We start from the raw sequence: 25,565 nt of genomic DNA, 5'->3' as shown, positions 1-25,565 counted from the left end.
CCTATCCCACCCGCAATCGCCACCGGCCGGACCGCCCGTGATCGCGGAGGCTTCACCGGATCCTTCGTGATCACTGGCGACCCGGGGCGAAGTCGGCCTGGTCGAAGGGGCCGACGACGGCCAGCGACATCGGTCGGGCGAGCAGTTCGGCGGCGAGCGTGTTGACCTCGCCGACAGTGACCGCGTCGACCCGGGTCAACATCTCGTCGACGGAGAGCACGTCGCCGTAGAGCAGCTCCCCCTTGGCCAGCCGGCTCATCCGCGAACCGGTGTCCTCCAGGCCGAGCACGTACGAGCCCTTGGTCATCCCCTTGCCGCGGGCCAGCTCGGCCTCGGTGAGACCGTCGCGGGCCACCGTCGCCAACTCGACCCGGATCAGCTCCAGCACCTCGTCCACCTTGCCGGGTGCGCAGCCGGCGTAGACGGCGAACAGGCCGGTCTCGGCGTACTGGCTGGAGTAGGAGTAGACCGAGTAGGCAAGCCCGCGGCGCTCCCGGACCTCCTGGAACAGTCGGCTGGACATGCCGCCGCCGAGGATGTTGTTGAGCACCCCGAGCGCGAACCGCCGGTCGTCGTGCCGGCCGATGCCCGGGCAGCCGAGCACCACGTGCGCCTGCTCGGTCTCCTTGTGCTCGACGGTGGTGTCCGGCGGCTGGGTCCGTACCCGGGTGGTGGCCGACCGCAGCGGAGCCGGCGCCGCCGGCTCGCTGTCCAGGGCGGTGCCGCGCAACGCCCGGCGGACCTGCCGGAGCACCTCGGCGTGGTCCAGGTTGCCGGCGGCGGCGATCACGATCGCCGGCGGGGTGTAGCGGCGCCGGTAGAAGCCGTTGATCTGTCGCCGGGTCATCGGGGAGATGGTCTCCTCGGTGCCGGAGATCAGCCGCCCCAGCGGATGGTCGCCGTAGACCGCCCGGGTGAACAGGTCGTGCACCTCGTCACCGGGCTCGTCGTCGTGCATGGCGATCTCTTCGAGGATCACGCCGCGCTCGGTCTCGACGTCCGCCTCGGCCAGCTGCGAGTCGGCGACCAGGTCGCACATCACGTCGATGGCCAGCGGCAGGTCCTGGTCGAGCACCCGGGCGTAGTAGCAGGTGTACTCCTTGGTGGTGAAGGCGTTCGTCTCGCCGCCCACCGCCTCGATCTCGGCCGAGATCTGCAACGCGGTGCGCCGGCTGGTGCCCTTGAAGAGCAGGTGCTCCAGGAAGTGCGAGACGCCCGAGAGAGGCCCCGTCTCGTCCCGGGAGCCGACCCCGACCCAGATCCCGAACGACACGCTGCGCATCGCCGGGATCGCCTCGGTGAGGACCCGCAGCCCGCTGGGCAGCACGGTACGGCGTACCGTGCCGCCCAGCGGGTCGGTGGCGATGGTGCGGGTGACGGCCCGGGGTGGTTGGCTCATCCGGCGCGGATCAGCTGTGCCGGTTGCGGCGGCGGCGCTCGCCACCACCCTCACCGTCACCGCGGCCCGGGCCACGCTCGCCGCGCTCCCGGTCGCCCCGGTCGCGCGGTCCCCGGTCGCCGCGGTCGCGGCCGGCGGGGCGCTCTCCACCGTCGGACTCGGCCGCCGGCGCGGCCTCCCCCTCGGGCCGGACCTTGTCCAGGTAGATCTTGCCGCGGGCGTCGATGTCGGCGATCTGCACCTCGACCCGGTCGCCCACGTTGAGGTAGTCCTCCACCCGCTCGACCCGCTTGCCGTCGCCCACCTTGGAGATGTGCAGCAGGCCGTCGCGGCCCGGCAGCAGCGAGACGAACGCCCCGAACGGGGCGGTCTTGACGACCGTGCCGAGGAACTTGTCGCCGACCTTCGGCAGGGTCGGGTTGGCGATGGCGTTGATCCGCTCCACCGCGGCGTCGGCCGACGGGCCGTTGGTGGCGCCGACGTAGATGGTGCCGTCGTCCTCGATGGAGATGTCGGCGCCGGTCTCGTCCTGGATGGCGTTGATGGTCTGGCCCTTCGGCCCGATCACCATGCCGATCTTGTCGACCGGGATCTTCACCGTGGTCACCCGGGGGGCGTGGTCGGACATCGAGGCCGGGCCGTCGATCGCCTCGCGCATCACACCGAGGATGGTCTGCCGGGCCTCGTACGCCTGCTGCAGCGCGGCGGCCAGCACGTCCGACGGGATGCCGTCGAGCTTGGTGTCGAGCTGCAGCGCGGTCACGAAGTCCGGGGTGCCGGCGACCTTGAAGTCCATGTCGCCGAAGGCGTCCTCGGCGCCGAGGATGTCGGTGAGCGTCACGTACTGGGTCTTGCCGTCGACCTCGTCGGAGATCAGCCCCATCGCGATGCCGGCCACCGGCGCCTTCAGCGGCACGCCGGCCGAGAGCAGCGACATGGTGGAGGCGCAGACCGAACCCATGCTCGTCGACCCGTTCGAGCCGAGCGCCTCGGAGACCTGGCGGATCGCATACGGGAACTCCTCGCGGGCCGGCAGCACCGGCACCAGGGCCCGCTCGGCGAGCGCGCCGTGGCCGATCTCACGCCGCTTCGGCGAGCCGACCCGGCCGGTCTCGCCGGTCGAGTACGGCGGGAAGTTGTAGTTGTGCATGTAGCGCTTGGACTTCTCCGGCGCCAGGGTGTCCAGGGTCTGCTCCAGGCGGAGCATGTTCAGGGTGGTGACGCCGAGGATCTGCGTCTCGCCCCGCTCGAACAGTGCCGAGCCGTGCACCCGGGGCAGCACCCCGGTCTCGGCGGTCAGCGGGCGGATGTCGCGCGGCCCGCGGCCGTCGATGCGGACCTGGTCGCGCAGCACCCGGGCCCGTACCTCGGACTTGGTCAGCGACCGGAACGCGGCGCTGACCTCCTTCTCGCGGCCCTCGAACCGCTCGGCGAGCTGCTCGACCACCCGGTCCTTGAGCTGGTTGAGGGTCTCCTCGCGCTCGGCCTTGCCGGCGATCCGCAGCGCGTTGCCGACCTCGTCGCGGGAGATGGCGACGACCTCGTCGTAGATGTCGTCGGTGTAGTCGAGGAAGACCGGGAACTCGGCGACCGGCTTGCCGGCGACCTCGGCCAACTCGCTCTGCGCCCGGCACAGCTCGCGGATGGCCGGCTTGGCGGCCTCCAGCCCGCTGGCCACGATCTCCTCGGTGGGGGCGGTGGCGCCGGCGGCGATCAGGCCGACCGCGTGCGGGGTGGCCTCGGCCTCGACCATCATGATCGCGACGTCGCCGTCCGGCAGCGCCCGGCCGGCCACGACCATGTCGAAGGTGGCCCGGCCCAGCTCCTCCAGGGTCGGGAAGGCGACCCAGTGGCCGTCGACGTGGGCCACCCGGGTGGCGCCGATCGGGCCGGAGAAGGGCAGGCCGGAGAGCTTGGTGGACATCGACGCCGCGTTGATGGCGATCACGTCGTAGGGGTGCTCCGGGTCCAGCGCCAGGATGGTGGCGACGATCTGGACCTCGTTGCGCAGGCCCTTGGCGAAGGTCGGGCGCAGCGGCCGGTCGGTGAGCCGGCAGGTGAGGATGGCGTCCTCGCTGGGACGGCCCTCGCGGCGGAAGAACGAGCCGGGGATCCGCCCGGCGGCGTACATCCGCTCCTCCACGTCGACGGTCAGCGGGAAGAAGTCGAGGTAGTCCTTGGGCTGCTTGCTCGCCGTGGTGGCCGAGAGCACCGTGGTGTCGCCGAGCTGGGCGATCACCGAACCGGCGGCCTGCTGGGCCAGCCGGCCGGTGGAGAAGGTGACCTCACGGGTTCCGAAGGATCCGTTGTCGATCACGGCGGTGCGGTGTTCGGTGCCGAGGATGTTCTGCTCGGTCATGGGTAGGTCGTGCTCCTTAGGTCATGGGGCTCACGACCTGGGCGGAGCTGTTCAGACGGCCGGTCTTCGATCGAAGCGCCCGGGGTGCCGTGTGGTCCGGCCGGCCCGGGGGCCACTACCGAGGACCGGTACGCTGACCGGCTCCCCATCGGGCGGTCGCGTTCGGGCCCCTGTTGTCGGGTGGTGCGGCGGGGAGGCGACCCGACCGGGTCACCTCCCCGCGCGGGTCACCGGCGCAGGCCGAGTCGCTCGATGAGCGACCGGTAGCGGTTGATTTCCTTCTTCTGCAGGTAGTTCAGGAGCCGGCGGCGGCGGCCGACGAGCAGCAGCAGGCCGCGGCGGCTGTGGTGGTCGTGCTTGTGCACCTTCAGGTGCTCGGTGAGCTCGGCGATCCGCTTGGTCAGGACCGCGACCTGCACCTCGGGCGAACCGGTGTCGCCCTCGGCGGTGGCGTACTCCTGGCGGATCTTGCTCTTGGCTTCCTGGTCGAGCGCCATTTTCTCCCTGTTCTTGTGGGTTCGTTGTGGTTCGGGCCGACCCGGTCGGTGCCGGTGTCGGAAACCTCGCACCCGCGGCGTCGTGCAGGCAGGCGAGGACCCAGTCGGTGACCCGACGTCCCCGCCAGGTTACCAGCCCGACCCCGCCGCGCCACGGCAAGGGCACGCCGCGCGGTCAGACGACCAGCCGGCGGGTCTGCTCCACGTCCTCGGCGATCTGCGCCAGCAGCGGCTCGATCCCGTCGTACCGGCGGGTCTCCCGCAGGTAGGCGACGAAGTCCAGCGCCACCCGCTCGCCGTACAGGTCGCCGTCGAAATCCAGCGCGTACGCCTCGACCCGGCGCTCCCGGCCGGAGAAGGTCGGGTTGGTGCCGATCGAGACGGCGGCCGGCAGGACCGTCCCGGCTCCCCCGCCGGCCCGGCCGCCGTGCCGCACCAGCCGGGCCGCGTAGACCCCGTCGGCCGGCACTGCCGCGTACCGGTGGCAGAGCAGGTTGGCCGTGGGGTAGCCGAGTTCGCGGCCGCGCTGGTCGCCACGGACCACCACGCCCTCCAGCCGGTGCGGCCGGCCGAGCACGGCGGCGGCGGCCGCCACGTCCCCGGCGTCGACCGACGCCCGGATGTAGGTGGACGAGAAGATGGTGCCCTCGTCGACGACCAGCGGCGGCGCCTGGACCCCGAACCCGAACCGGCGGCCGAGCTGTTCCAGCAGCGGCACGTCGCCGGCCGCCCGGTGTCCGAACCGGAAGTTCTCCCCGACCACCACCAGGGCGGCGTGCAGGTGATCGACGAGCACGTCGTGCGCGAACGCCTCGGCCGGCAGCCGGGAGAAGTCCGGGGTGAAGGGGACCACGCAGAGCACGTCCACGCCGAGCGCCTCGATCAACTCGGCCTTGCGCCCCGGCTCGGTCAGCACCGCCGGGTGCGACCCGGGCCGCACCACCTCGGCCGGGTGCGGGTCGAAGGTGACGACCACCGACCGTACGCCCAGCTCCGTGGCCCGTTTGACGGTGTGCCCGATGATCGCCTGATGTCCCTTGTGGACACCGTCGAAGACGCCGATGGTCACCACCGACCGGCCCCAGCCGCCCGGCACCCCGTCATACCCCCGCCAGCGCTGCATCCTGCGTACTCCCCCTCCACCGGGTCGGGCGCGGCCTGTCGGTCAGGCCGGCGCCAGCACGATCTCCGCCCGGGCCCGGCCCTCGCGTTCCCGGACGATGGCGATCAGCGTGCCATCCGGATCGAAGACCGCGTACGGGCCGTCGATGCCGGCCACCGCCAGCGGGCCGCCGTGCGCGAGCACCCGGCTCTCGGCCGGATCGGCCTGCCGCTGCGGGAAGAACCGGCGGGCCGCCTCGGCCAACGGCAGGCGCACCACCTCCGGAGCGATCTCCTCCAACTGCGGCAGGGTCGCCGCCTCGGCCAGCGTGAAGCCGCCGACCGCGGTACGCCGCAACGCGGTCAGGTGCCCACCCACTCCGAGCCCGGCGCCGAGGTCCCGGGCCAGCGCCCGGATGTAGGTCCCGGAGGAGCAGTCCACCGCCACATCCACGTCGAGCACGGCCGTCTCGCCCGCGCGCCCCGGCCGGATGGCGAGCGCGTCGAGCCGGGTCACCGTGACCCGGCGGGCGGCGATCTCGACCTGTTCCCCGTCCCGGACCCGCTGGTACGCCCGCTGACCGTTGATCTTGATGGCGCTGACCGCGCTCGGAACCTGGTCGATCTTGCCGCTCAGCGCGGCCAGGCCGGCCCGGATGGCGGACTCGGTCACCCCGGCGGCCCCGGCGCCGGCCAGCACCTCGCCCTCGGCGTCGTCGGTGAGCGTGGACTGGCCGAGCCGGATGGTGGCGGTGTAGCTCTTGCCGGCGCCGATCACGTAGGTCAGCAGGCGGGTGGCCCGGCCGACGCCGATGACCAGCACGCCGGTCGCCATCGGATCGAGAGTGCCGCCGTGGCCGACCCGGCGGGTCCGGGCCAGCCGGCGGATCCGCGACACCACGTCGTGCGACGTCATGCCGCCGGGCTTGTCCACCACGATCAGGCCGTCGGTACTCACGACGGTCAAGCCTGCCAGACCGGGCGACCGCCCGGCCGCCGGGGCGGCGAACCTGACCCCTAAACGCGACCACGACCGGTTCAGCCGAGAAACCGGTTCAGCCGGCCGGATCCCGATTCTGCCGGCTGAGAACCCGGTTCTGCCGGCTGAGAACCCGGTTCTGCCGGTCGAAAATCCGGCAGCGCCGGAGGCGCGGCATTGCGACAATCGATGGCGCGCGCCGCATCGGGCGACGCGGACCACGGGGAGGTCGGATGAACGGCACGACAGGCGGGGCACCCGCTCCGCCCGAGCAGCCCAACTGGGAACGCCGGCAGTCGACGCTGCCGGACTGGATGCGCGACCCGCCGCCACCCCGGATGACCCTGGGCCGGCGGGTGTCGACGGCGCTGGACCGGCGGCCGGCCTGGCGGGCGCTGCAGCGGCGCTGGTGGGCCTGGCAGGAACGTCGCCGCCTCTACCAGCGCTTCCCGGTCGGCTTCAAGATCGTGGCGTTCTTCGTCTCCTGGCTGCTGGCGCTCGCCATGGTCCTCGGCGCGTACGCGATCTTCTCCCTGGTCTGAGCGGGCCGGTCAGACCCGCACGGCGCCGGTCACCGCCCAGCGGCCGGAGCGCAGCCGCAGCAGCAGGCCGACCAGCCGGAGCACCACGAAAAGGGTGAGGCCGGCCCAGATCCCGCCGAGTCCGAGGTCCAGCGCGTACGCCGTCCAGATCGCCGGCAGGAACCCGCCGCCGGCGGCCAGCACGGTCAGATTGCGCAGATGGCGGATGTCACCGGCGCCGATGAGCACACCGTCCAGGGCGAACACCACCCCGGCCAGCGGCTGCATCGCCACGAACCACGGCCAGGCGGTCAGGGCCTGCCGGTGCACCTGCGGGTCGGGGCTGAACCAGGTCGGCACCGCCCAGGCCCCGGCGGCGATGAGCAGGCCGAACCCGCTGCCGCAGGCCAGCCCGATGAACGCGATCCGGCGGGCCAGCCGGCGGGCGCCGGCCGCGTCACCGGCGCCGAGCGCGGCACCGACCAGCGACTGGGCCGCGATGGCCAGCGCGTCCATCGCCAGTGCGGTGAAGAACCACAACTGCAGCGCGATCTGGTGTGCGGCGACGGCGGCGACCCCGAACCGGGCCGCGACGGCGGTCGCCGACAGGAAGCTCGCCTGGAAGGCCAGCCCCCGGATGAGCAGGTCCCGGCCGAGGACGAGCTGCCGGCGGATCAGCCGTGGCCGGGGCCGCAGCGCCACCCGCTCGGCCACCAGGGCGGCGGCGAAGAGCGCCCCCGAGAGGGTCTGCGCGACCACGTTCGCCACCGCCGAACCGGTCAGCCCGAGTCCGACCGGATAGACGAGCACCGGGCAGAGCAGGGCGGAGAGCAGACACGGCCCGAGCACGAACCAGAGCGGCCGGCGGGTGTCCTGGACGCCGCGCAGCCAGCCGTTGCCGGCCGCCGCCAGCAGCAGGCCGGGGGCGCCCAGCGCCGCGATCCGCAACCACCCGGCGGCGGCGCCGGCCACGTCCGAGTCAGCGCCGGCCAGGGTACGCGCCAGCGGTTCCGCCGCCGGCTGGGCGAGCACCGCCAGCCCGACGCCGACGGTGAGGGCCAGCCAGCTGGCCTGGACGCCCTCGGCCACCGCGGCGGGCCGGTCACCGGCGCCGAACCGGCGGGCGGCCCGGCCGGTGGTGCCGTAGGCGGTCACCGTGCCGAGCCAGGCGATCAGCGTCATCGTGGTGCCGCCGATGGCCAGCGCCGCCAGCGGAACCGACCCGAGGTGCCCGACCACCGCCGTGTCGACAAGCACGTAGAGCGGCTCGGCGGCAAGCACGGCCAGGGCGGGCAACGCCAGCGCGGCGATCCGCCGCGCCGACACCGTCCCAGACGCTGGTCCGGTCGGTGTCGCCGACCCGGTCCCGGACGCCGGTTCAGTCCCGGACGCCGACCCGGTCGGTGTCGACGACCCGGTCCCGGATGCCGACCCGGTCACTCGGCGCGGGTTCGGACCAGGACCTCGACGCCGTCCAGCACCCGCTGCAGCCCGAAGTCGAAGTCCTCCTCGGAGTAGCCCTCCGGAATGTCGAAGACTCCGTCGGCCACCATCTCGGACAGTGCCGGAAAGCGCTCGGTGTCGATGAGTTTGGCCAGCATCCGGCCGTAGCTGACCGGCTCGCCGCCGGCGGCGACCGCCGCCGCCTCGGCGGCCAGCAGGTCGCGGCTGAGCTGCGCCTCGTTGCGGACGTACCCGGCGACGAGCTGGATCACGCCGACCTTCTCCTCAGCCCGCAGTCCGGTGGCGCCGAGAATCCGCAGCCCCCGCTCGAACCAGAGCAGGTTGTTCGGGGTCAGCGGCGGACCGCTGATCGGGATCTGCAGCAGCCACGGGTGGCGGTGGTAGATGGCCAGGTGCTGGCGTACCCATTCCTGCAGCCCGGCCCGCCAGCCGTCGTCCGGTCCGGGCAGCGGCGGCGGCGGGCCGATGGCGGCCTCCTCCATCAGCATCAGCAGCTCGTCCTTGCTGCGCACGTAGCGGTAGAGCGACATGGTGGTGAAGCCGAGCCGGTCGGCCACCCGGCTCATCGACAGCTGAGCCAGCCCCTCCGCGTCGGCGACCTCGATCGCGGCCCCGACCACCCGTTCCAGGCTGAGGCCGGGCCGGGACCGGCGCTCGGCTCCGGCGCGCTCCCCCCAGAGCAGTTCCAGCCGGCGGGCCAGCCCGTCGGTGTCGGTCGCGTCCATATCTCCCCTGTGTCGTGGCTGCTTGACCCCACATCCTAGGTCTGTGTATAACGTACACATCAGTTTATGACATACACGGAGGCGGGGAGATGGCAGCTCGGACGGTTGTCCAGGCAACCGGAATCAGAAAGTCGTACGGCCAGCTCAGGGTGCTCGACGGGGTCGACCTGACGGTGGAACGCGGCACCGTGCGGGCCCTGCTCGGCCCGAACGGGGCCGGCAAGACCACCATGGTGCGGATCCTGTCCACCCTGATCAGGGCGGACGCCGGCACGGCCCGGGTCGCGGGCCACGACGTCCGCCGCGAGCCGGGCCAGGTCCGCGCGTCGCTGAGCCTGACCGGCCAGTACGCCGCCGTCGACGAGCTGCTCACCGGCGAGGAGAACCTGGTGATGATGGCCCGGCTGCACCGGCTGGGCCGGGCCGAGGCCCGCCGCCGGGCCGCCGAACTGCTCGTCGAGTTCGACCTGGCCGACGCCCGGGGCCGGCTGGCGAAGACCTACTCCGGCGGCATGCGCCGACGGCTCGACCTCGCCGTCAGCCTGATCGCCCGGCCGTCGTTGATCGTCCTCGACGAGCCGACCACCGGGCTGGACCCGCGCAGCCGCCAACAGGTGTGGAGCGTCGTCCGGGGCCTGGCCGACGCCGGCGTCACCGTCCTGCTGACCACCCAGTACCTGGAGGAGGCGGACCGGCTCGCCGACCGGATCACCGTGCTCGACCAGGGGCGGGTGATCGCCGAGGGCACCGCCGACGACCTCAAGGCGCAGGTCGGCGGCGAGCGGGCCGAGCTGGCGTTCGCCACCGCCGGCCACCTCGACCTGGCCGCCGCCGAGCTGGCCGGCCGGGCGGTCCGGCTCGACCCGCCGGGCTGGCGGCTCGACGTTCCCACCGACGGCAGCGCCGACCAGGTCCGGCAGCTGCTCGACCTGCTCGCCGGCCGGGGCATCCCGGTCGAGCGGATCATCCTGCGCCGGCCGAGCCTGGACGACGTGTTCCTGGCCCTGACCGCGCGCCCCACCAATCGGCCACTCGAAGGAGCGCGACCGTGACCGCAATGATCATGATCGGACGCAGTCTGCGGCACAGCACCCGCAACGTCGACTCGCTGCTGCTGTCGGCGGCGTTGCCGGTCATGCTGATGCTGCTCTTCGTCTACGTCTTCGGCGGGGCGATCGGCACCAGCCGGGCCGAGTACGTCAACTACGTGGTGCCCGGGATCATCCTGCTCTGCACCGGCTACGGCGCCTCCACCACGGCGGTGAGCGTCGCGCACGACATGACGAGCGGGGCGATGGACCGGTTCCGGACGCTGCCGATCCGCAGCACGGCGGTGCTCACCGGGCACGTGGTGGCCAGCCTGGCCCGCAACGCGTTCGCGACCGTGCTCGTCATCGGGGTGGCCGTGGCCGCCGGCTTCCGCAGCGACGCCGGCCTCCCGCGGTGGCTGGCGGTCACCGGGCTGCTGGTCCTCTACGTGCTGGCGATGTCCTGGGCGTCGGTGGCGCTCGGCATGCTCGCCAGCAGCGTGGAGGGGGCCAGCGGGTTCACCTTCTTCATCCTCTTCCTGCCCTATCTGAGCAGCGCGTTCGTGCCGACCGACACGATGCCGGCCGGGCTGCGCGCGATCGCCGACAACCAGCCGGTGACGCCGATCATCGAGACCGTCCGGGGCCTGCTGCACGGCACCCCGATCGGCGCCAGCGGCTGGCTCTCGCTGGCCTGGTTCGGCGGCATCCTGATCGCCGGGTACCTGGCCGCGACGTACCTGTTCCACCGCCGCACCGCCCGCTGACCGAGACCGGCCCGGGGCCACGGGGGTCGCGCTCGGTCTCCGACCGGAGGCCGAGCGCGCCCGGAGCCGCATGAGCGTTGCACTGAGGGACTTGATCTCTATTTGTCGATAAATGTGGGGCGTTGGGGGCTGCGCATCGATGGGCGTTAGGGCACACTGCGTGCATGACCTATCACGGTGAGCAGGTTCCGGAACACCTGCTGATCAGGATCGAGCACCGCGACGACCCCGTCTCGGCGGTCTGCGAACAGGACGCGCGGATCCGCTCGCGCAGTTACCCCAGGCTCCTCTGGGGAGCACCGGCCTTCGGCTACGCGGTGGAGGTCGCCGGCCGGTGGCGGATCCTGAGCATGTACGCCGACTCCCAGCCGCAGGGCGCTCGCGACGGGCTCGGCTCGTACTTCCGGATGCGGCTCAGCGAGACCCCGGACGTCCCCGGCAACGCGGCCGAACGGGCCGAGTACCGGGCCGCGTTCCGGACGCTCGACTGGGAGGTGGTCAACGAGCTGACGGTCCACGGCCACCGCTACCGGATCATCCGCGGCCAGCCGTTCATCCGGATGGGGACCGACGGCCCGGAGCCGCCCCGGCCCACCGACCCGGACCCGTATCCGCCGGGCGAGTCGCACCGGGCGCCGTCCCCGTTCGAGAACTTCGTCATCGACCCCGCCGCGGCCACCGGGCTCTCCGACGGGTTGCTGCGGATGGAGATGGTCCCCGCCTTCTACCAGGCCGGCATCGTCCCCGAGGCGGTCCGGACGGACTCCCGGTTGGCGCTCGTCACCCACCCGAACGTGGTGCTGCTACCGGTCGGCTTCACCGTCGGGGAGTTCGTGGCCGGCCGGTGGCAGCCGCGGTCGTTCGCCACCTACCCGACGCCACAGGCGGCGCGGGACTCGGCGGCGTTCAGCTTCACCGACATCCTCCCGCACGAGGACGCCACGATCGAGGAGGTGATGGCCGCCTACGACCGGGCCCGCCGGGAGCGCAAGCCGCCGCGCACCGACGAGTTCGAGGTGCAGGGCGTCCGGTGCCGGATCACCCGGGTGGAGACCTTCGTCCGGGTCGGACCGGACGGACCGGAGGGGCCGCGACCATCCGACTGGGACCCGGAGCCGCCACCGGAACTGCACATCCAGCAACTCCGGGAACAGGGCCTGATGCCCGATCTGGAGTGAGCGGGTCGGCGGCTACTGACGGGTGTCCATCGAGGTCTGCAGGGCCCGGCGGGCCTGCTCGCGGGCGTCGTCGACGGGCTTGGGCGTGGGCTTGGTGGCCATCGGGATGGTGTCCTTCCAGGGTGCGCACGGCCGCGCACGGGCGGCGTACGGCGGGCGGTTCTGCTGAGCGCCCTCGTCGCCGGCACCCGGGATCGCCGGGTGGGTGGGCCAGGGCAGCGAAAGCCCGGGTCGGTTGACCCTGGAGCGGTGCCTATCAACCCAAGTTATCGTTCAGGTCCACATGGTGCGCACTGTTCCCACCATCCGGACAGGTGAGCGGATTCACCGGGCGAAGAAGTGCCAGCCCACCCACCACCAGAAGCCGAACAACCCGATCCGGCCCACCGGCACCGACCCCACCTCGTACTGCATCACGTAGGCACAGACCTCGCCGAGGGTGGGAATCCGGGACCCCTCCCGGCGGGCCGCCCACTCCACCACGGCGAACAGGACCAGCGCGGTGAGGAAGCCGCCGATCGCCAACGCCCGGGTCGCGCTCATCGGCGCACCAGTCCCCAGAACGCCGACAGCCACGCGAAGTACGCCACCGAGCGCACCATCCGGTCCTCCAGCAGCGGGTCGGCGAGCCCGGAGAAGGTCGGGAAGTCGTCACCGGAGCCGAGCACGAAGGTGGCGCCCTCGAAGATGCCGAACAGCGCCGCCGGCAGCACCCACCAGACGGTGCCCGGCCCGAGCCGGCGCGGCACCTCGCGGCGCGGCATCCGGTTGCTGAGGCCGAGCCAGATCAGCGCACCCCCGGTGCCGATGGTGTAGATGTTGGCCTGGGTCGAGAAGGACGGCAACTGTCCGCCGACCAGCGACAGGCAGACGAGCACCGGCACGGTCACCACCGGTCTGTCCCACGCCTTCGGCACCTCGGCTGCGATCTCCGGCTGCTGGTCCATCCGTCAATTGTCCCTGCCATCCCGGGAAGCGGGAAGCAAGGCGCCCCCGGGTTATCCCTGATCTTCGCCCGGTTCGCCGGTGCCGGGCAGTTCGGCGCGGACCGCCGCGACGACCTCCTCCACCTCGCCGCGGCCGGTGAACCCGGCGGCGAGCCGGTGCCCGCCGCCGCCCAGCGCCACCGCGACGGCGCTCACGTCGACACCGCCCTTGCTACGCAACGAGACCGCCCACTCCCCCGGGGCGACCTGCTTCACCAGGCAGCTCACGTCGGCCTCCGCGGTACACCGGATCGAGTCGATGAGCGGCTCCAGCACCGGCGGCCGCTGCCGGTGCCGGGCCAGGTCGTCCAGGGTCGCGTACGTCCAGACCAGGCCGCGCCCGCCGACCGCCTCGGGCTCCAACCGGGTACGCCGCAGCACGTCGCCGTAGAGCCGGACCGCGCCGAACGGCCGGGTGTCGAAGATCCGCCGGGAGATCTCGCCGGGCCGCAGGCCGGTGGCGAGCAGCCGGGCCGCCATCTCGTGCACGGCCGGGGTGGTCATCTCGAATCGGAACGAGCCGGTGTCGGTCGCCAGGGCCACGTAGAGGCACTCGGCGATCTCCACGTCCAGCGGTACGCCGAGCCGGTCGAGCAGCTGCTCGACCACCACCGAGGTGGCGGCGGCCGTCGGGTCGACCAGGTGCACCGTGCCGAACCGGGTGTTCGAGGCGTGGTGGTCGATCACCACGGCGGTGGCCGGGCCGGTCAGCCGGTCGGCCAGCTCGCCGAGCCGGGACGCGCTCGCCGCGTCGAAGGAGAGCACCAGGTCCGGATCGGTCCAGGCGGCCGCCGCCGGTACCAGCAGGTCCAGGCCGGGCATCGCCTGGAACGCCTCGGGTAGCTCGGGCCGGCCCGGGAAGGTGGCCTGCACCGCCCGGTAGCCGAGCCGGCGCAGACCGAGGGCGAAGCCGAGCATGCTGCCGAGCGCGTCGCCGTCCGGGTTGACGTGACAGATCAGCAGCACCCGCCGGTCGGGCGGCAGGTCCCGGACGGCCGCGACGGCGGCCGCCCACTCCGCCTCGGTCGGCCCGGTAGCGTCCCCCGCGACCGGCCCCTCGGCACCGGCGGGCTCCCCCACGGCGTTGTCCCGGCCGGCCACGGCGAGCGCTGTCACCGTCGGTCCCCGCCGGCTGTCGACCGGCCGCCGGCAGGCTCGTCCGTCTCGTCGTCGTCCGCATCGTCGTCGTCCGCGCCAGCGTCGTCGGCGTCCTCGTCGTCGATCCGGTACGGCTGGGCGTCGCCGGCGTACTCGGCGCGGGCCGCCAGTCGCTGTACCTCCGCGTCGGCGTTGCGGGCCGCCACCAGCAGTTCGTCGATGTGCTTGACCTGGTCCTGCACGTCGTCGAGGACGAAGGCCAGGCTCGGCGAGTGCCGCAGCCCGAGGGCCTTGCCGACGGTGCTGCGCAGCATGCCCTTGGCGCTCTCCAGCGCCGCCGCCGTGCCCGCCTGGGCGGCCGCGTCGCCGAGCACGGTGTAGAAGACCGTCGCCTCCCGCAGGTCGGCGGTGATGCGCGCGTCGGTGATGGTGATCATGCCCAACCGGGGGTCCTTGATCTGGGTACGCACCACCGAGGCGACCAGCTCACGCACGCGCTCGGCGTGCCGGCGTACCTTCGCCGGATCCGACATCTTCCGCACCTCCACGGCATCAAACCAACCTCAGGAACACTACCCGCGACGGCCGCTGGGGAACCGGCGGTGGCTCAGTCGTCCAAGCCCAGCAGCCGACGCCGGACCGACAGCAGTTCGACCTCGGGTCGGGCGGCGACCATCCGCTCGCAGGAGTCGAGGACCTCGCCGGCGTGACCGGGTTCGGCGGCCACCACGGCCACGCCGATCAGCGCCCGGCCGTGCAGGTCCAGCGCGCCGACCTCGGCGGCCGAGACCTCGAACCGGCGCAGGGCGGCGACGATGGGGCGTACGTATGATCTCTTGGCCTTCAGCGACCGGGCGTCGCCGGGCAGCAGCAGGTCGAAGATCGCGGTTCCGGTGAACATCGTGGGGCACGATACCTCCCGCCCACGATCGAGGGGTTCCCGCCAGGCCGGCGGGAACCCCTCGATCAGATGTGAGCCGGATCAGGCGCGGGGCTTCTCCCGCATCTCGAAGGTTTCGATGATGTCGCCGACCTGGACATTGTTGTAGTTACCCAGGGTCAGACCACACTCGAAGCCCTCGCGCACCTCGGTCGCGTCGTCCTTGAACCGCTTGAGCGAGCTGATCGTGAGGTTGTCCGCCACGACCGCGCCGTCGCGGAGCAGCCGCGCCTTGGCGTTGCGGCGGATGACCCCGGACCGGACGATACAACCGGAGATGTTGCCGACCTTGGACGAGCGGAAGACGTCGCGGATCTCCGCGCTGCCCAGCTCGACCTCCTCGAACTCCGGCTTGAGCAGGCCCTTGAGCGCCGCGTCGATCTCCTCGATGGCCTGGTAGATGACCGTGTAGTACCGGATCTCCACGCCCTCGCGGTCGGCGATCTCGCGGACCTTGTTGGAGGCCCGCACGTTGAAGCCGATGATCGTCGCCGCCTCGTCCGACGCGCTCGCCAGCATCACGTTGCTCTCCGTGATGGCACCGACGCCCCGGTCGAGGATCTTGAGCTGAACCTCCTCGGGGATGTCGAGCTTGAACAGCGCGTCCTCGAGCGCCTCCACCGAACCGGAGACGTCGCCCTTGAGGATGAGGTTGAGCGAGGTCTTCTCGCCCTCCTTGATCTGCTCCATGAGCGTCTCAAGGGTGGCCCGGCCACGGGAGTTGGCGAAGCTGGCCGCCCGCCGCCGTGCCTGGCGCTGCTCGGCGATCTGCCGCACCGTGCGGTCGTCCGCCGCGGCGAGGAAGGTGTCACCGGCGCTGGGCACCGCGGTCAGGCCGAGCACCAGCACCGGACGCGCCGGACCGGCCTCGCTGACCTGCTTGCCGTTCTCGTCGAGCATCGCCCGGACCCGGCCGTGCGCCCCACCGGCGACGATCGAGTCGCCGGCCCGCAGGGTGCCCTTCTGCACCAGTACGGTGGCCACCGCGCCGCGCCCCTTGTCGAGGTGCGCCTCGATCGCGACACCCTGCGCCGGCCCGTCGGTCGGAGCGGTCAGCTCCAGCGACGCGTCGGCGGTCAGCAGGATCGCCTCGAGCAGCTCCTCGATGCCGATGCCGGGCTTGGCCGCCACGTTGACGAACATGGTCTCGCCGCCGTACTCCTCGGCGACGAGGCCGTACTCGGTCAGCTGCTGGCGCACCTTGTCCGGGTTGGCCTCGGGCTTGTCGATCTTGTTAACCGCGACCACGATCGGCACCTCGGCCGCCTTCGCGTGGTTGAGCGCCTCGATCGTCTGCGGCATGACGCCGTCGTCGGCCGCCACCACCAGCACCACGATGTCGGTCACCTGGGCACCACGGGCCCGCATGGCGGTGAACGCCTCGTGACCCGGGGTGTCGATGACGGTCAGCGCCCGGTCTTCCCCCTCGTGCGGCACGTGCACCTGGTAGGCACCGATGTGCTGGGTGATGCCACCGGCCTCGCCCTCGACGACGTTCGCCTTGCGGATCGCGTCGAGCAGCTTGGTCTTACCGTGGTCGACGTGACCCATCACGGTCACCACCGGCGGCCGGCTGACCAGCCGGGCGCTGTCGACCGCGGCGTCGAGGTCGATGTTGAACTGCGCGAGCAGCTCGCGGTCCTCGTCCTCGGGGCTGACGATCTGCACGTCGAAGCCGAGGTGCTCGCCGAGCAGCAGCAGCGTCTCGTCGGAGCACGACTGGGTCGCCGTGACCATCTCGCCCAGGTTGAACATCTCCTGGACCAGCGAGCCCGGGTTGCCGTTGATCTTGTCGGCGAAATCGGAGAGCGAGGCACCGCGCGACAGCCGGACCACCTGGCCCTGACCCCGGGGCGCACCCGAGCTCATGGTCGGGGCGGAGAGGTTGTCGAACTCCTGTCTGCGCTGCTTCTTCGACTTGCGACCCCGGGTCGGCTTACCGCCCGGACGCCCGAAGGCACCGGCCGCACCGCCGCCACGACCGCGACCGCCGCCACCGGGGCGACCGCCACCGCCCGGCGCGCCACCCGGCCCGCCGCGGTAGCCACCGCCGCCACCGGCACCGCCACCGCCACCGGGACCGCCGCGGTAGCCACCGCCACCGCCACCGCCGGGACCGCCGCGGTAGCCACCGCCACCGCCGCCACCGCCACCGGGACCGCCGCGGTAACCACCGCCACCGCCACCGCCACCGGGACGACCGGCCCCGCCACCGGGACCGCCGGGACGGCCCGGCCCGCCGCCGGGGCGACCCGGCCGCTGGGTGGGCATCGAGGCGGGACTCGGCCGGGGCGGCATCGAGGCGGGACTCGGCCGGGGCGGCATCGACGCCGGGTTGTTCGGGCGGGGGCCGCCGGCAGCCGCCGGCCGCTGACCGCCCGGCGTGATGCCGAACGGGTTGTTACCGCCGCTACGCGCCGGCGGTCGACCGCCGGCGCGGCCGGGCGGCGCGGTGGGGGTGCCGGGAGCCGCCGGCCGACCGGCCGCCGGGCTGCCCGGTCGCGGCGGGACCGCCCCGGGGCCGGGCTTCGGCCGGGAGGGCGCGGCGCCACCGTCGGCCGGAGGTTCCCGGCGTACGGTCTCCCGCTGCTGCTGACGGGCGGCCTGCGCCGCCTTGACGGTGGCCTCCTGCTCCGCCTTCAGCGCGGCGGCCCGCGCCTCGGCGGCCGCCACCTCGATGTCGTGCGCGCTGGCCGGCTTCGCCACCGGCGCCGCCGGCTGCGGCGGACCGGGGACCGGGCCCTTCGGCTTCGCCGTCGGGGCCGGCCGACGCGGCGGCGTCGGGCGCGCGGAGATTCGGGGCTCACCCGGGCTAGCCGCCGGGGTGGCCGGAGGGGTCGGGGTCGACGGCGCGGTCGGTGCCGCGGAACCCGACGACGCGACGAAGGCACCGCGCAGCCGCCGGGCGACCGGCGCCTCGACAGTGCTCGATGCGGACTTGACGAACTCGCCCATTTCCTTCAGCTTGGCGAGAACGGTCTTGCTTTCGACCCCGAGCTCTTTAGCCAGCTCGTGTACGCGGGCCTTGCCTGCCACTGCACTCCTCACTCCGAGGTCGTGCGGGCAGCACCCGCAGCGACCTCACTCGTGCACTTGAAGCCTGGTCATTTCTGGGACTTCATCGTGTGCTCATGCTGGTCGTCCTACCTTGCTTGCGTTACAAGCCTCGTCCGGTCGGATGACCGGACGCTGTGGTCGACGCGTCGAAGTGCGCCGCGAGTTCACTGGTGTCAGGGACACCGGTGATCCGCAGTGCCCGCCCGAAGGCGCGCCGTCGAAGTGCCTGCGCGAAGCAGGCGGGATCGGGATGCAGGTTCGCTCCCCGTCCCGGGAGCCTGCGGGCCGGGTCAGGTCTGAGCCTGGGATCAGACTCCTCGCCGACCGCGACGATCCGCAGTAGCTCGCCGGCTGGCGCGCGCTGCCGGCAGCCCACACAGGTGCGCTGCGGCAGAGCGCGTCGAATCAGCGACGCACGTCGTACCACTGCGGTAAGTCTACCCCTACCCGCCCGAGATCGCGCCGCCCGGCTCCGGCACCTGGTCTGCGACTGCGGGCGCATCCGCGGGCGTCGGCTCGGTATCCGGACGGATGTCGATCCGCCAACCGGTCAACCGGGCGGCGAGTCGGGCATTCTGCCCTTCCCGCCCGATCGCCAGCGAAAGCTGGAAATCCGGGACGGTGACCCGGGCGGTCCGGGTCGCGGCGTCGACCACCTCGACCCGCAGCGCCTTGGCCGGCGAGAGGGCGTTGCCGACGAAGGTCGCCGGATCCTCCGACCAGTCGATGATGTCGATCTTCTCGCCGTGCAGCTCGCTCATCACCGCCCGGACCCGCTGGCCCATCGGCCCGATGCAGGCGCCCTTGGCGTTCACGCCCGACACCATCGACCGTACGGCGATCTTGGTCCGGTGGCCGGCCTCGCGGGCGATCGCGGCGATCTCCACGGTCCCGTCGGCGATCTCCGGAACCTCCAGGGCGAACAGCTTCTTGACCAGGTTCGGATGGGACCGGGACAGGGTGATCTGCGGGCCGCGGAAGCCCTTGGCCACATGCACTACCACGCACCGGATCCGCTGGCCGTGCTCGTACAGCTCGCCCGGCACCTGTTCGGAGCCGGGCAGCACCGCCTCCAGCTTGCCCAGGTCGACGGTGACGATGCCCTTCTCGCTGCGTGCCTCGTGCGCCTGCACCACACCGGTCACCAGGTCGCCGTCGCGACCGACGTACTCACCGAAGTGCGCCTCGTCGGTCGCCTCCCGCAGGCGCTGCAGGATGACCTGCTTGGCGGTCATCGCCGCGATCCGGCCGAAGTCGTGCGGAGTGTCGTCCCACTCCCGGGTCACCGTGCCGTCGGCGTCGAGCTCCTGGGCGTACACCAGGGCCGCGCCGGACTTGCGGTCGATCTCCACCCGGGCGTGCGCCTCGGCGCCCTCGGTGTGTCGGTATGCCGTCAGCAGTGCCGTCTCGATCGCCGCGAGGATCGTCTCGAACGGGATCTCCCGCTCGCGCTCCAGTGCGCGCAGCGCCGCGAGGTCGATGTTCACCGCTCCTCGCCCTCCACATCTTCTTCGTCGTCGATCTCGTCGTCGATCTCGTCGTAGTCGATCTCATCGGGTTCGTCGCCCGGCCGGTTGAACTCGATCTGCACCCGACCCGGCCCCAGCTCGGGGTGGCCCCAGGTCACCGTGCCGCCGGCCAGGTCGAACGTCACGCCCGCGTCGTCCGCCGCCACCACCCGGGCGACGACCGGCCGCTCCCCCGCGGCATCCCGGACGGTCACCTTGACCAGCCGGCCCACGTTGCGGCGCCAGTGCCGGGGCAGCGTCAACGGACGATCCACCCCGGGTGAGCTCACTTCGAGCTGGTACTCGCCGGCGATCAGGTCGCCGTCGCTCTCCTCGGCCTTGTCCAGCGCGGCCGAGACGGCCCGGGAGGCATCGGCCACCGCGTCCAGGCTGACCCTGCCGTCGCCGTCGATGATCACCCGGACCACGTGCCGCCGGCCGGCCCGGCTGACCGTCAGCTCCTCCAGGTCGTAACCGGCGTCCCGCAGCACCGGTTCGATCACCGTCCGCAACCGGAGTCGGCGCGCGCCGAGGTCCTCCCGGGGCGGGCCGCCGGGGCGGCGTCCCCCCGTCGACCTGCCGGCGGCGCGGCCACGCTGCGTCATCCCGCACCCCTTCATGATCGACTTACCCTCGGTCGGGCGGCCATGCCGGCCGGCCACCGGGTCGAACGCCCCGGCGGCTGCGCAGAGCGTAACGCGCTGCCCGACCGAGGGCCCGGCCGGCGCACCGACGCACCCGCAACCCGCCCGATGGTGTTCACTTGACCGGTGCGGATCTCGGACCCCGACCAGGAGCGCCGGGCACCGTCCCGGCGGGACGTGCTGCGCGGCGGCGCGCTGGCGGCGCTCGCCGCCGCCGTCGGGACGCTGACCGGTTGTGATCTGCTCGACCGCGAACCGGAACCGGCCCCCGAGCCGGACCCGCTCGCCCCGCTGCTGGCCGGCGCGCTCGACCTCGCCGCCCGGCACCAGCGCGCCATCGCCGACCACCCGCAACTGGCGGACCTGCTCGGCCCGATCGAGGCCGCCCACCGCGCGCACGCCGAGGAGCTGGCCCGGCTCACCGGCACCGGCCTCCCCTCGTCGACCCCGGCACTGCCGTCGTCGAACCCGCCGGCGCCGACCGGCGGCCCCGCGTCGGCCGGCGACCCGGCCGCGGTACGGGCCGAGCTGCGCGCCGCCGAGCAGCGCGGACGCGAAGCCGCGGCGGAGGCGTGCCTGGCCGCACCGGCGGAACGGGCCACCCTGGTCGGCACCATCGCGGCCGCCCGGGCCGCCCACGCGGAGGTGCTCACGTGAGCGGGGAGTTGGATCGGGCGCTGGCCGCCGAACACGCGGCGATCTTCGCGTACGGGCCGATCGGGGTCCGGCTGACCGGCGCCGCGGCACGCGAGGCGCGGGCCGCCGAAACCGCGCACCGGGCCCGCCGGGACGCCCTGGTGGTGCAGCTCACCGCGGGCGGCGCGACCGCCGCCCCGGCCGCCCCGTCGTACACTCTGCCGTTCCCGGTCACCGACGCGGCCGCCGCGCTGCGGCTGGCGGTCGAGATCGAGGAGCGGACCGCGGCCGTGTGGCGGGCCGCGTTGGCGGCCACCTCCGGTGCCGAGCGGACCCAGGTGCTGGCCGGGCTCACCGACGCCGCCGTCCGCGCCACCCGGTGGCGGCGGCTGGCGCAGGTGACACCGGCCACCGTGGCCTTCCCGGGTCGGGTCGTCTGACGGACAACTTGCCAGTTCACATACCGGGTATGCATACTCGGACACCATGTCCATCCGGCACGGACTCCTCGCCCTCCTGGAACGCGGACCGATGTACGGCTACCAGCTCCGGTCGGCCTTCGAGGAATCCACCGCCGCCACCTGGCCGCTCAACATCGGCCAGGTCTACACGACCCTCGCCCGGCTGGAACGCGACGAGCTGGTCCGACCGCTGCCGGAGAACGACGGGGGGCAGCGCCCGTACGAGATAACCGACGCCGGCCGGGCCGAGCTGACGCTCTGGTTCAGCACCCCGATCAGCCGCACCGACCGGCCGCGCGACGAACTGGCGATCAAACTGGCCCTCGCCATCACCACACCCGGCGTGGACGTCCGGACCGTCGTGCAGACCCAGCGCACCGCCACCATGCGGGCGCTGCAGGAGTTCACCCGGCTCAAGGTGCGTGACGACCGTCCGGACGACCTGGCCTGGCGGCTGGTGCTGGACGCGCTGGTGTTCCAGGCCGAGGCCGAGGTCCGCTGGCTGGACCACTGCGAGTCGAGCCTGGCCCGGCACCGACCCATCCCCGGCGACGCCCCGGCCACCCCCGGCGGCCCGGCCACCCCCGGCGGCCCGGCCACCCCCGGCGGCCCGGCCACCCCCGGCGGCCCGGCCACCCCCGGCGGCCCGGCCACCCCCGGCGGCCCGGCCGCCGACCGGGCCGGCAGTCCGACGGCCGGCCACCAGCTGGGCGGGCCGCAGCGGGCCAACCGGTGACCGGACCGGACGGGTCGGCCCCCGTTCTCGAGCTGTCCGAGGTGCGCCGGACCCACGGGGTCGGCGCGGCGGCGGTGCACGCGCTGCGCGGTGTCACGGTCGCCGTCGACGCCGGTGAGCTGGTGGCGGTGATGGGCCCCTCCGGGTCGGGCAAGTCCACCCTGCTGAACCTGGCCGGCGGGTTGGACAGTCCGACCGAGGGGACGGTACGGGTGGAGGGGCGGGTGCTCGGCGCCCTGAACCGACGGCAGTTGGCCCAGGTCCGGCGCCGCAGCGTCGGTTACGTCTTCCAGGATCTCAACCTGCTGGCCAGCCTCACCGCCGCCGAGAACGTCGCGCTGCCGCTGGAGCTGGACGGGGTGAGCGTCCGCCAGGCCCGGCGACAGGCGCTCGCGGCGCTGGCCGAGGTGGGTCTCGACGGCGCCGGACCCCGGTTCCCCGACGAGCTGTCCGGCGGCCAGCAGCAGCGGGTGGCGATCGCCCGGGCGCTGGTGGGCGACCGGCGGCTGGTGCTGGCCGACGAACCGACCGGCGCGCTGGACTCGCAGACCGGGGAGGCGGTGCTGCGCCTGCTGCGGGCGCGGGTGGACGCGGGCGCGGCGGGCGTACTCGTCACCCACGAGGCACGGCACGCCGCCTGGGCGGACCGGGTGATCTTCCTCCGGGACGGGGTGATGGTGGACAGCTCCGGCCCGCTACCGGCGCCGGAACAGCTGCTGCCGGGCGGCGCGGTCCGGTGAACCCGGGCGGCTGGCGCACGGCGCTGCGGATCGCCGTGCGGGAGGCGCGGCGCGCCAAGGGACGCAGCGCGCTGGTGCTGGCGATGATCGCGTTGCCGGTGGCCGCCCTCACCTTCAGCGCGGTCAGCTACGACACCTTCCAGCTCACCCCCGCCGAACGGCTCGACCGGCAGCTCGGCCCGAACGACGCCGAGCTGGTCTGGGTCGGCGGGCCGCTGCGGCAGGACCCGACAAGCGAGAGCTGGCAGTCGGTGCAGGAGTCCGCTCCCCGGCAACCGGCGCCACCGCCCGCGGCGATCGCCGCGCACCTGCCGCCGGGCAGCAGGATCGCCCCGGTCCGCCCGCCGAGCTGGCATTCCCTGCCGACGCCGGACGACGAGGTGACGGAGGTCGAGTACCGGGAGATCGACCCGGCCCATCCGGTGACCCGACATCTGGCGGTGCTGCGGGCCGGCCGACTGCCCGCCGACCGGACCGAGGCGCTCGCCACCGAGCAGGCGCTACGCCGGCTCGGGCTCTCGGTGGGCGAGCGGACCGAGCCGCTGGACGGCGCCCCGGCGCACACCGTCGTCGGAGTCGTGGAGGTGCCCGACCGTCTCGACGCGGTGATCGTCGTGCCGCCGGCCACCGGAGAGCAGGAGGCCGAACAGTGGCTGGCCGATGTGCCCGGCGGACTCGGCTGGGACGACGTAGGCCGGCTGAACGCCAACGGGCTGCTGGTCATCGCCCGGCCGATGCCCGACGCCCCACCGCCGGCGTCGACCGACACCGCGGTCGGATCGGGTATCGGCGGCAGCCGGGAGGACATCTCGGTGGCGGTGCTGGTCGGTGGGCTCGGGTTGCTGGAGGTGGTGCTGCTGGCCGGTCCGGCGTTGGCGGTCGGCGCGCTGCGCCGCCGCCGCGACCTGGCGCTGGTGGCCGCCAACGGCGGCTCCGCGGCCCACCTGCGCCGGATGGTGCTGGCCGACGGAGTGCTGCTCGGCGGCTGCGGCGCGGCCGTCGGCCTCGCCGTGGGCGTGGTCGGCGCGCTGGCCGCCCGCGGTCTGCTGACGGAGTACGTCTTCCAGACCCGGCCCGGCGCCACCCGATACTTCCCGGAGGCGCTGGCGGCCATCGCCGGCCTGGCCGTGGTCGCCGGGGTCCTCGCCGCGCTGGTACCCGCCTTCACCACCGCCCGGCAGGACGTGGTCGCCGCCCTGACCGGCCGCCGCGGCCAACTGCGGTCCCGGCGCCGCTGGCTGGTGGCCGGGCTGGCGCTGGCCGTGGCCGGCACCGCGGTGGCCATGTTCGGTGCCACCCGGCCGACCACCAGCCTGATCCTGTTCGGCCTCACCCTCGCCGAGATCGGCCTGGTGCTCTGCACGCCGAGCGTGGTCGGGCTGATCGCCCGGCTCGGCCGGTTCCTGCCGTTGGCGCCCCGGATCGCGTTGCGCGACACGGCCCGCAACCGGGCCTCCGCGGCGCCGGCCATCTCGGCCGTCCTCGCGGCCGTGGCCGGCAGCGTCGCCCTCGGCGGGTACGCGGCCAGCGCGGACAGTCGGAATTTCGCCGCCGCCGAGCCGACGGTGCCACCCGGTTACGTGCACGTCAGCTTCCGGGGTCCGTTCCCCGGGCCGCCGACGCTGCCGGTCGACCGGGTGGCCGAGTTGGCCGAGGCGCACCTGCCGGCCACCGGTGTGACCACGCTGCGGATGCCCGGCTGCCCCGACTCGGTCGATCCGGACTCGTACTGCGGGTTGACCGTCCGGACGCCGCCCGGCAGCGAGTGCCCGTACCGGCCGGACCGGCTCAGCGAGCGGGAGCAGGAACTCGCGCTGGCCGACCCCCGCTGCGCCCGGCCGGACGAGAACTTCTACTTCGACGGCCCGCCGATCATGGGCGTCGTCGCTGACGACGGATCGGGGTTGGCGGCGTTGACCGGCGCCGGTGACGAACAGGTCCGGCGGGCGACCGAGGTCCTGCGGGCCGGTGGCGTGGTGGTCAGCGACCCGCTGCTGATCGACGACGGCATGGTCTCGATGGATCTGCTGCGGTCCCCGCCGGATGAGCCGGACCGCCCGCCGTCACTGGTGAGGCTGCCGGCGTACGCGCTGGACTGCCCGTACGGCGCCAGCCGGCAGATCGTCGCGCCCGCCACGCTGGCCGGGCTGGGGCTGGCGAGCCAGCCCGTCGGCTACCTGGTGGCCACCTCGGGCCGGCCCGGCGACGAGCAGGTCAAGGAATTCGGGACGGCGTTGCGGGCGCTGTCGCCGCTGGTTTTTGTCGAGGTGACCGGCCAGGTTCCGTCGACCACCGCGCCGACCCTGCTCGTGCTCGCCGGCGCGGCCGGGCTGATCACGCTCGGCGCGGCCGGGATGGCCACCGGGCTCGCCGCCGCCGAGGGCCGCGCCGATCTGTCCACCCTGGCCGCGATCGGCGCCAGCCCTCGGGTACGCCGGTTGCTGTCGCTCAGCCAGGCCGGGGTCATCGCCGGGCTGGGTTCGCTGCTCGGCATGGCGGCCGGGCTCTGCGCGGCCGTCGCCGTGATCACCGCGCTCAACCAGGGCCGGCCGGTCTGGCCGGTGGAGCAGCCGTACCCGATCGTGGTTCCCTGGCAGGCCCTCGGGGTGCTGCTGGTGGTGCCGCTGGTGGCCATGCTCGGTGCCGGCCTGCTGACCCCGTCCCGGCTGCCGATCGAGCGCCGGCTCGGCTGAGCTGCCGGCGGGGCTTCGCATCCGGGTGTCCGACCGGCACACTGGGCG

General features: G+C 73.4%; 25 protein-coding genes. 9 read left to right on the top strand and 16 right to left on the bottom strand.

The annotated features are described in order from the left end of the window. Positions 1 to 70: 70 nt before the first annotated feature. From O7627_RS10240 to truB, 5 genes are all read right to left on the bottom strand, one after another. Positions 71 to 1,399, bottom strand: a complete 1,329-nt coding sequence (locus O7627_RS10240) for a pitrilysin family protein (protein WP_278093258.1) — start codon at positions 1,397 to 1,399, stop codon at positions 71 to 73. Between the two features lie 10 nt (positions 1,400 to 1,409). Continuing rightward, positions 1,410 to 3,758, bottom strand: a complete 2,349-nt coding sequence (locus O7627_RS10235; RefSeq protein WP_278093257.1) for a polyribonucleotide nucleotidyltransferase — start codon at positions 3,756 to 3,758, stop codon at positions 1,410 to 1,412. Between the two features lie 227 nt (positions 3,759 to 3,985). Further along, positions 3,986 to 4,255 carry a 30S ribosomal protein S15 gene (rpsO, locus tag O7627_RS10230; protein ID WP_278093256.1) on the bottom strand — a complete coding sequence of 90 codons (270 nt, stop codon included), beginning with the start codon at positions 4,253 to 4,255 and terminating at the stop codon, positions 3,986 to 3,988. A 175-nt stretch (positions 4,256 to 4,430) separates the two neighbouring features. Further along, positions 4,431 to 5,378: a bifunctional riboflavin kinase/FAD synthetase gene (locus tag O7627_RS10225; RefSeq protein ID WP_278093255.1), complete on the bottom strand. Its 948-nt coding sequence runs from the start codon at positions 5,376 to 5,378 to the stop codon at positions 4,431 to 4,433. A 42-nt stretch (positions 5,379 to 5,420) separates the two neighbouring features. Further along, positions 5,421 to 6,314: a tRNA pseudouridine(55) synthase TruB gene (gene truB, locus O7627_RS10220; RefSeq protein ID WP_278093254.1), complete on the bottom strand. Its 894-nt coding sequence runs from the start codon at positions 6,312 to 6,314 to the stop codon at positions 5,421 to 5,423. A 254-nt stretch (positions 6,315 to 6,568) separates the two neighbouring features. On the opposite strand from truB, the gene O7627_RS10215 reads away from it, so the two are divergent. Continuing rightward, entirely contained in the window at positions 6,569 to 6,877 is a 309-nt protein-coding gene (locus O7627_RS10215) for a hypothetical protein (protein WP_278093253.1), read from the top strand. Between the two features lie 9 nt (positions 6,878 to 6,886). Here O7627_RS10215 and O7627_RS10210 read toward each other — a convergent pair whose 3' ends face one another. Both O7627_RS10210 and O7627_RS10205 read right to left on the bottom strand, forming a co-directional pair. Further along, positions 6,887 to 8,182: an MATE family efflux transporter gene (locus O7627_RS10210; RefSeq protein ID WP_278093252.1), complete on the bottom strand. Its 1,296-nt coding sequence runs from the start codon at positions 8,180 to 8,182 to the stop codon at positions 6,887 to 6,889. Between the two features lie 110 nt (positions 8,183 to 8,292). After that, positions 8,293 to 9,045: a TetR/AcrR family transcriptional regulator gene (locus tag O7627_RS10205; RefSeq protein WP_278093251.1), complete on the bottom strand. Its 753-nt coding sequence runs from the start codon at positions 9,043 to 9,045 to the stop codon at positions 8,293 to 8,295. 89 nt (positions 9,046 to 9,134) lie between these two features. Between O7627_RS10205 and O7627_RS10200 the strand changes: the two genes are divergently transcribed. The 3 genes from O7627_RS10200 to O7627_RS10190 all read left to right on the top strand — a co-directional run bounded on the left by O7627_RS10200 (position 9,135) and on the right by O7627_RS10190 (position 12,018). Further along, positions 9,135 to 10,097 carry an ATP-binding cassette domain-containing protein gene (locus O7627_RS10200; RefSeq protein WP_278093250.1) on the top strand — a complete coding sequence of 321 codons (963 nt, stop codon included), beginning with the start codon at positions 9,135 to 9,137 and terminating at the stop codon, positions 10,095 to 10,097. A 5-nt stretch (positions 10,098 to 10,102) separates the two neighbouring features. Continuing rightward, complete coding sequence (locus O7627_RS10195) at positions 10,103 to 10,840, top strand: ABC transporter permease (RefSeq protein WP_278098236.1); 738 nt, start codon at positions 10,103 to 10,105, stop codon at positions 10,838 to 10,840. Positions 10,841 to 11,004: 164 nt separating this feature from the next. After that, the gene (locus tag O7627_RS10190; RefSeq protein ID WP_278093249.1) at positions 11,005 to 12,018 is read left to right on the top strand and encodes a DUF5954 family protein; all 1,014 of its coding nucleotides are present in this window, start codon (positions 11,005 to 11,007) and stop codon (positions 12,016 to 12,018) included. Between the two features lie 324 nt (positions 12,019 to 12,342). Here O7627_RS10190 and O7627_RS10185 read toward each other — a convergent pair whose 3' ends face one another. From O7627_RS10185 to rimP, 9 genes are all read right to left on the bottom strand, one after another. After that, the gene (locus O7627_RS10185) at positions 12,343 to 12,561 is read right to left on the bottom strand and encodes a DUF6186 family protein (RefSeq protein ID WP_278093248.1); all 219 of its coding nucleotides are present in this window, start codon (positions 12,559 to 12,561) and stop codon (positions 12,343 to 12,345) included. After that, positions 12,558 to 12,965 (bottom strand): hypothetical protein, encoded by a 408-nt coding sequence (locus O7627_RS10180; RefSeq protein ID WP_278093247.1) that lies wholly within the window; start codon positions 12,963 to 12,965, stop codon positions 12,558 to 12,560. Before O7627_RS10180 ends, O7627_RS10185 begins: the two co-directional genes overlap by 4 nt. Before the next feature lie 51 nt (positions 12,966 to 13,016). Continuing rightward, positions 13,017 to 14,084, bottom strand: coding sequence for a bifunctional oligoribonuclease/PAP phosphatase NrnA (locus tag O7627_RS10175; RefSeq protein ID WP_278098235.1), 1,068 nt, complete (start codon positions 14,082 to 14,084; stop codon positions 13,017 to 13,019). A gap of 32 nt (positions 14,085 to 14,116) precedes the next feature. Further along, the gene (rbfA, locus tag O7627_RS10170; RefSeq protein ID WP_278093246.1) at positions 14,117 to 14,635 is read right to left on the bottom strand and encodes a 30S ribosome-binding factor RbfA; all 519 of its coding nucleotides are present in this window, start codon (positions 14,633 to 14,635) and stop codon (positions 14,117 to 14,119) included. Positions 14,636 to 14,709: 74 nt separating this feature from the next. After that, entirely contained in the window at positions 14,710 to 15,003 is a 294-nt protein-coding gene (locus O7627_RS10165; protein WP_278093245.1) for a DUF503 domain-containing protein, read from the bottom strand. 81 nt (positions 15,004 to 15,084) lie between these two features. Beyond that, entirely contained in the window at positions 15,085 to 18,078 is a 2,994-nt protein-coding gene (gene infB / locus O7627_RS10160) for a translation initiation factor IF-2 (RefSeq protein ID WP_278093244.1), read from the bottom strand. Positions 18,079 to 18,199: 121 nt separating this feature from the next. Beyond that, a complete protein-coding gene (locus tag O7627_RS10155; protein WP_347404706.1) occupies positions 18,200 to 18,508 on the bottom strand; it encodes a YlxR family protein in 309 nt (102 codons plus the stop codon). Between the two features lie 34 nt (positions 18,509 to 18,542). Then, positions 18,543 to 19,586: a transcription termination factor NusA gene (gene nusA, locus O7627_RS10150; RefSeq protein ID WP_278093242.1), complete on the bottom strand. Its 1,044-nt coding sequence runs from the start codon at positions 19,584 to 19,586 to the stop codon at positions 18,543 to 18,545. Continuing rightward, the gene (gene rimP / locus O7627_RS10145; RefSeq protein WP_278093241.1) at positions 19,583 to 20,212 is read right to left on the bottom strand and encodes a ribosome maturation factor RimP; all 630 of its coding nucleotides are present in this window, start codon (positions 20,210 to 20,212) and stop codon (positions 19,583 to 19,585) included. Before rimP ends, nusA begins: the two co-directional genes overlap by 4 nt. A gap of 216 nt (positions 20,213 to 20,428) precedes the next feature. On the opposite strand from rimP, the gene O7627_RS10140 reads away from it, so the two are divergent. From O7627_RS10140 to O7627_RS10120, 5 genes are read left to right on the top strand one after another with little or no spacing between them, the layout of a single operon-like run. Beyond that, entirely contained in the window at positions 20,429 to 20,908 is a 480-nt protein-coding gene (locus tag O7627_RS10140; protein ID WP_278098234.1) for a hypothetical protein, read from the top strand. Then, positions 20,905 to 21,327, top strand: coding sequence for a ferritin-like domain-containing protein (locus O7627_RS10135; RefSeq protein ID WP_278093240.1), 423 nt, complete (start codon positions 20,905 to 20,907; stop codon positions 21,325 to 21,327). Before O7627_RS10140 ends, O7627_RS10135 begins: the two co-directional genes overlap by 4 nt. Before the next feature lie 46 nt (positions 21,328 to 21,373). Then, positions 21,374 to 22,084: a PadR family transcriptional regulator gene (locus O7627_RS10130; RefSeq protein ID WP_278093239.1), complete on the top strand. Its 711-nt coding sequence runs from the start codon at positions 21,374 to 21,376 to the stop codon at positions 22,082 to 22,084. A gap of 41 nt (positions 22,085 to 22,125) precedes the next feature. Beyond that, positions 22,126 to 22,824, top strand: a complete 699-nt coding sequence (locus O7627_RS10125) for an ABC transporter ATP-binding protein (protein ID WP_347404650.1) — start codon at positions 22,126 to 22,128, stop codon at positions 22,822 to 22,824. Then, the gene (locus tag O7627_RS10120; RefSeq protein WP_278093237.1) at positions 22,821 to 25,517 is read left to right on the top strand and encodes an FtsX-like permease family protein; all 2,697 of its coding nucleotides are present in this window, start codon (positions 22,821 to 22,823) and stop codon (positions 25,515 to 25,517) included. The genes O7627_RS10125 and O7627_RS10120 overlap by 4 nt, the downstream gene beginning before the upstream one ends. Positions 25,518 to 25,565 lie beyond the last annotated feature (48 nt).

The sequence above is a fragment of the Solwaraspora sp. WMMD1047 genome, from assembly GCF_029626155.1.
Lineage (GTDB): Bacteria > Actinomycetota > Actinomycetes > Mycobacteriales > Micromonosporaceae > WMMD1047.
This window is presented reverse-complemented; position numbering and strand designations above follow the sequence as displayed.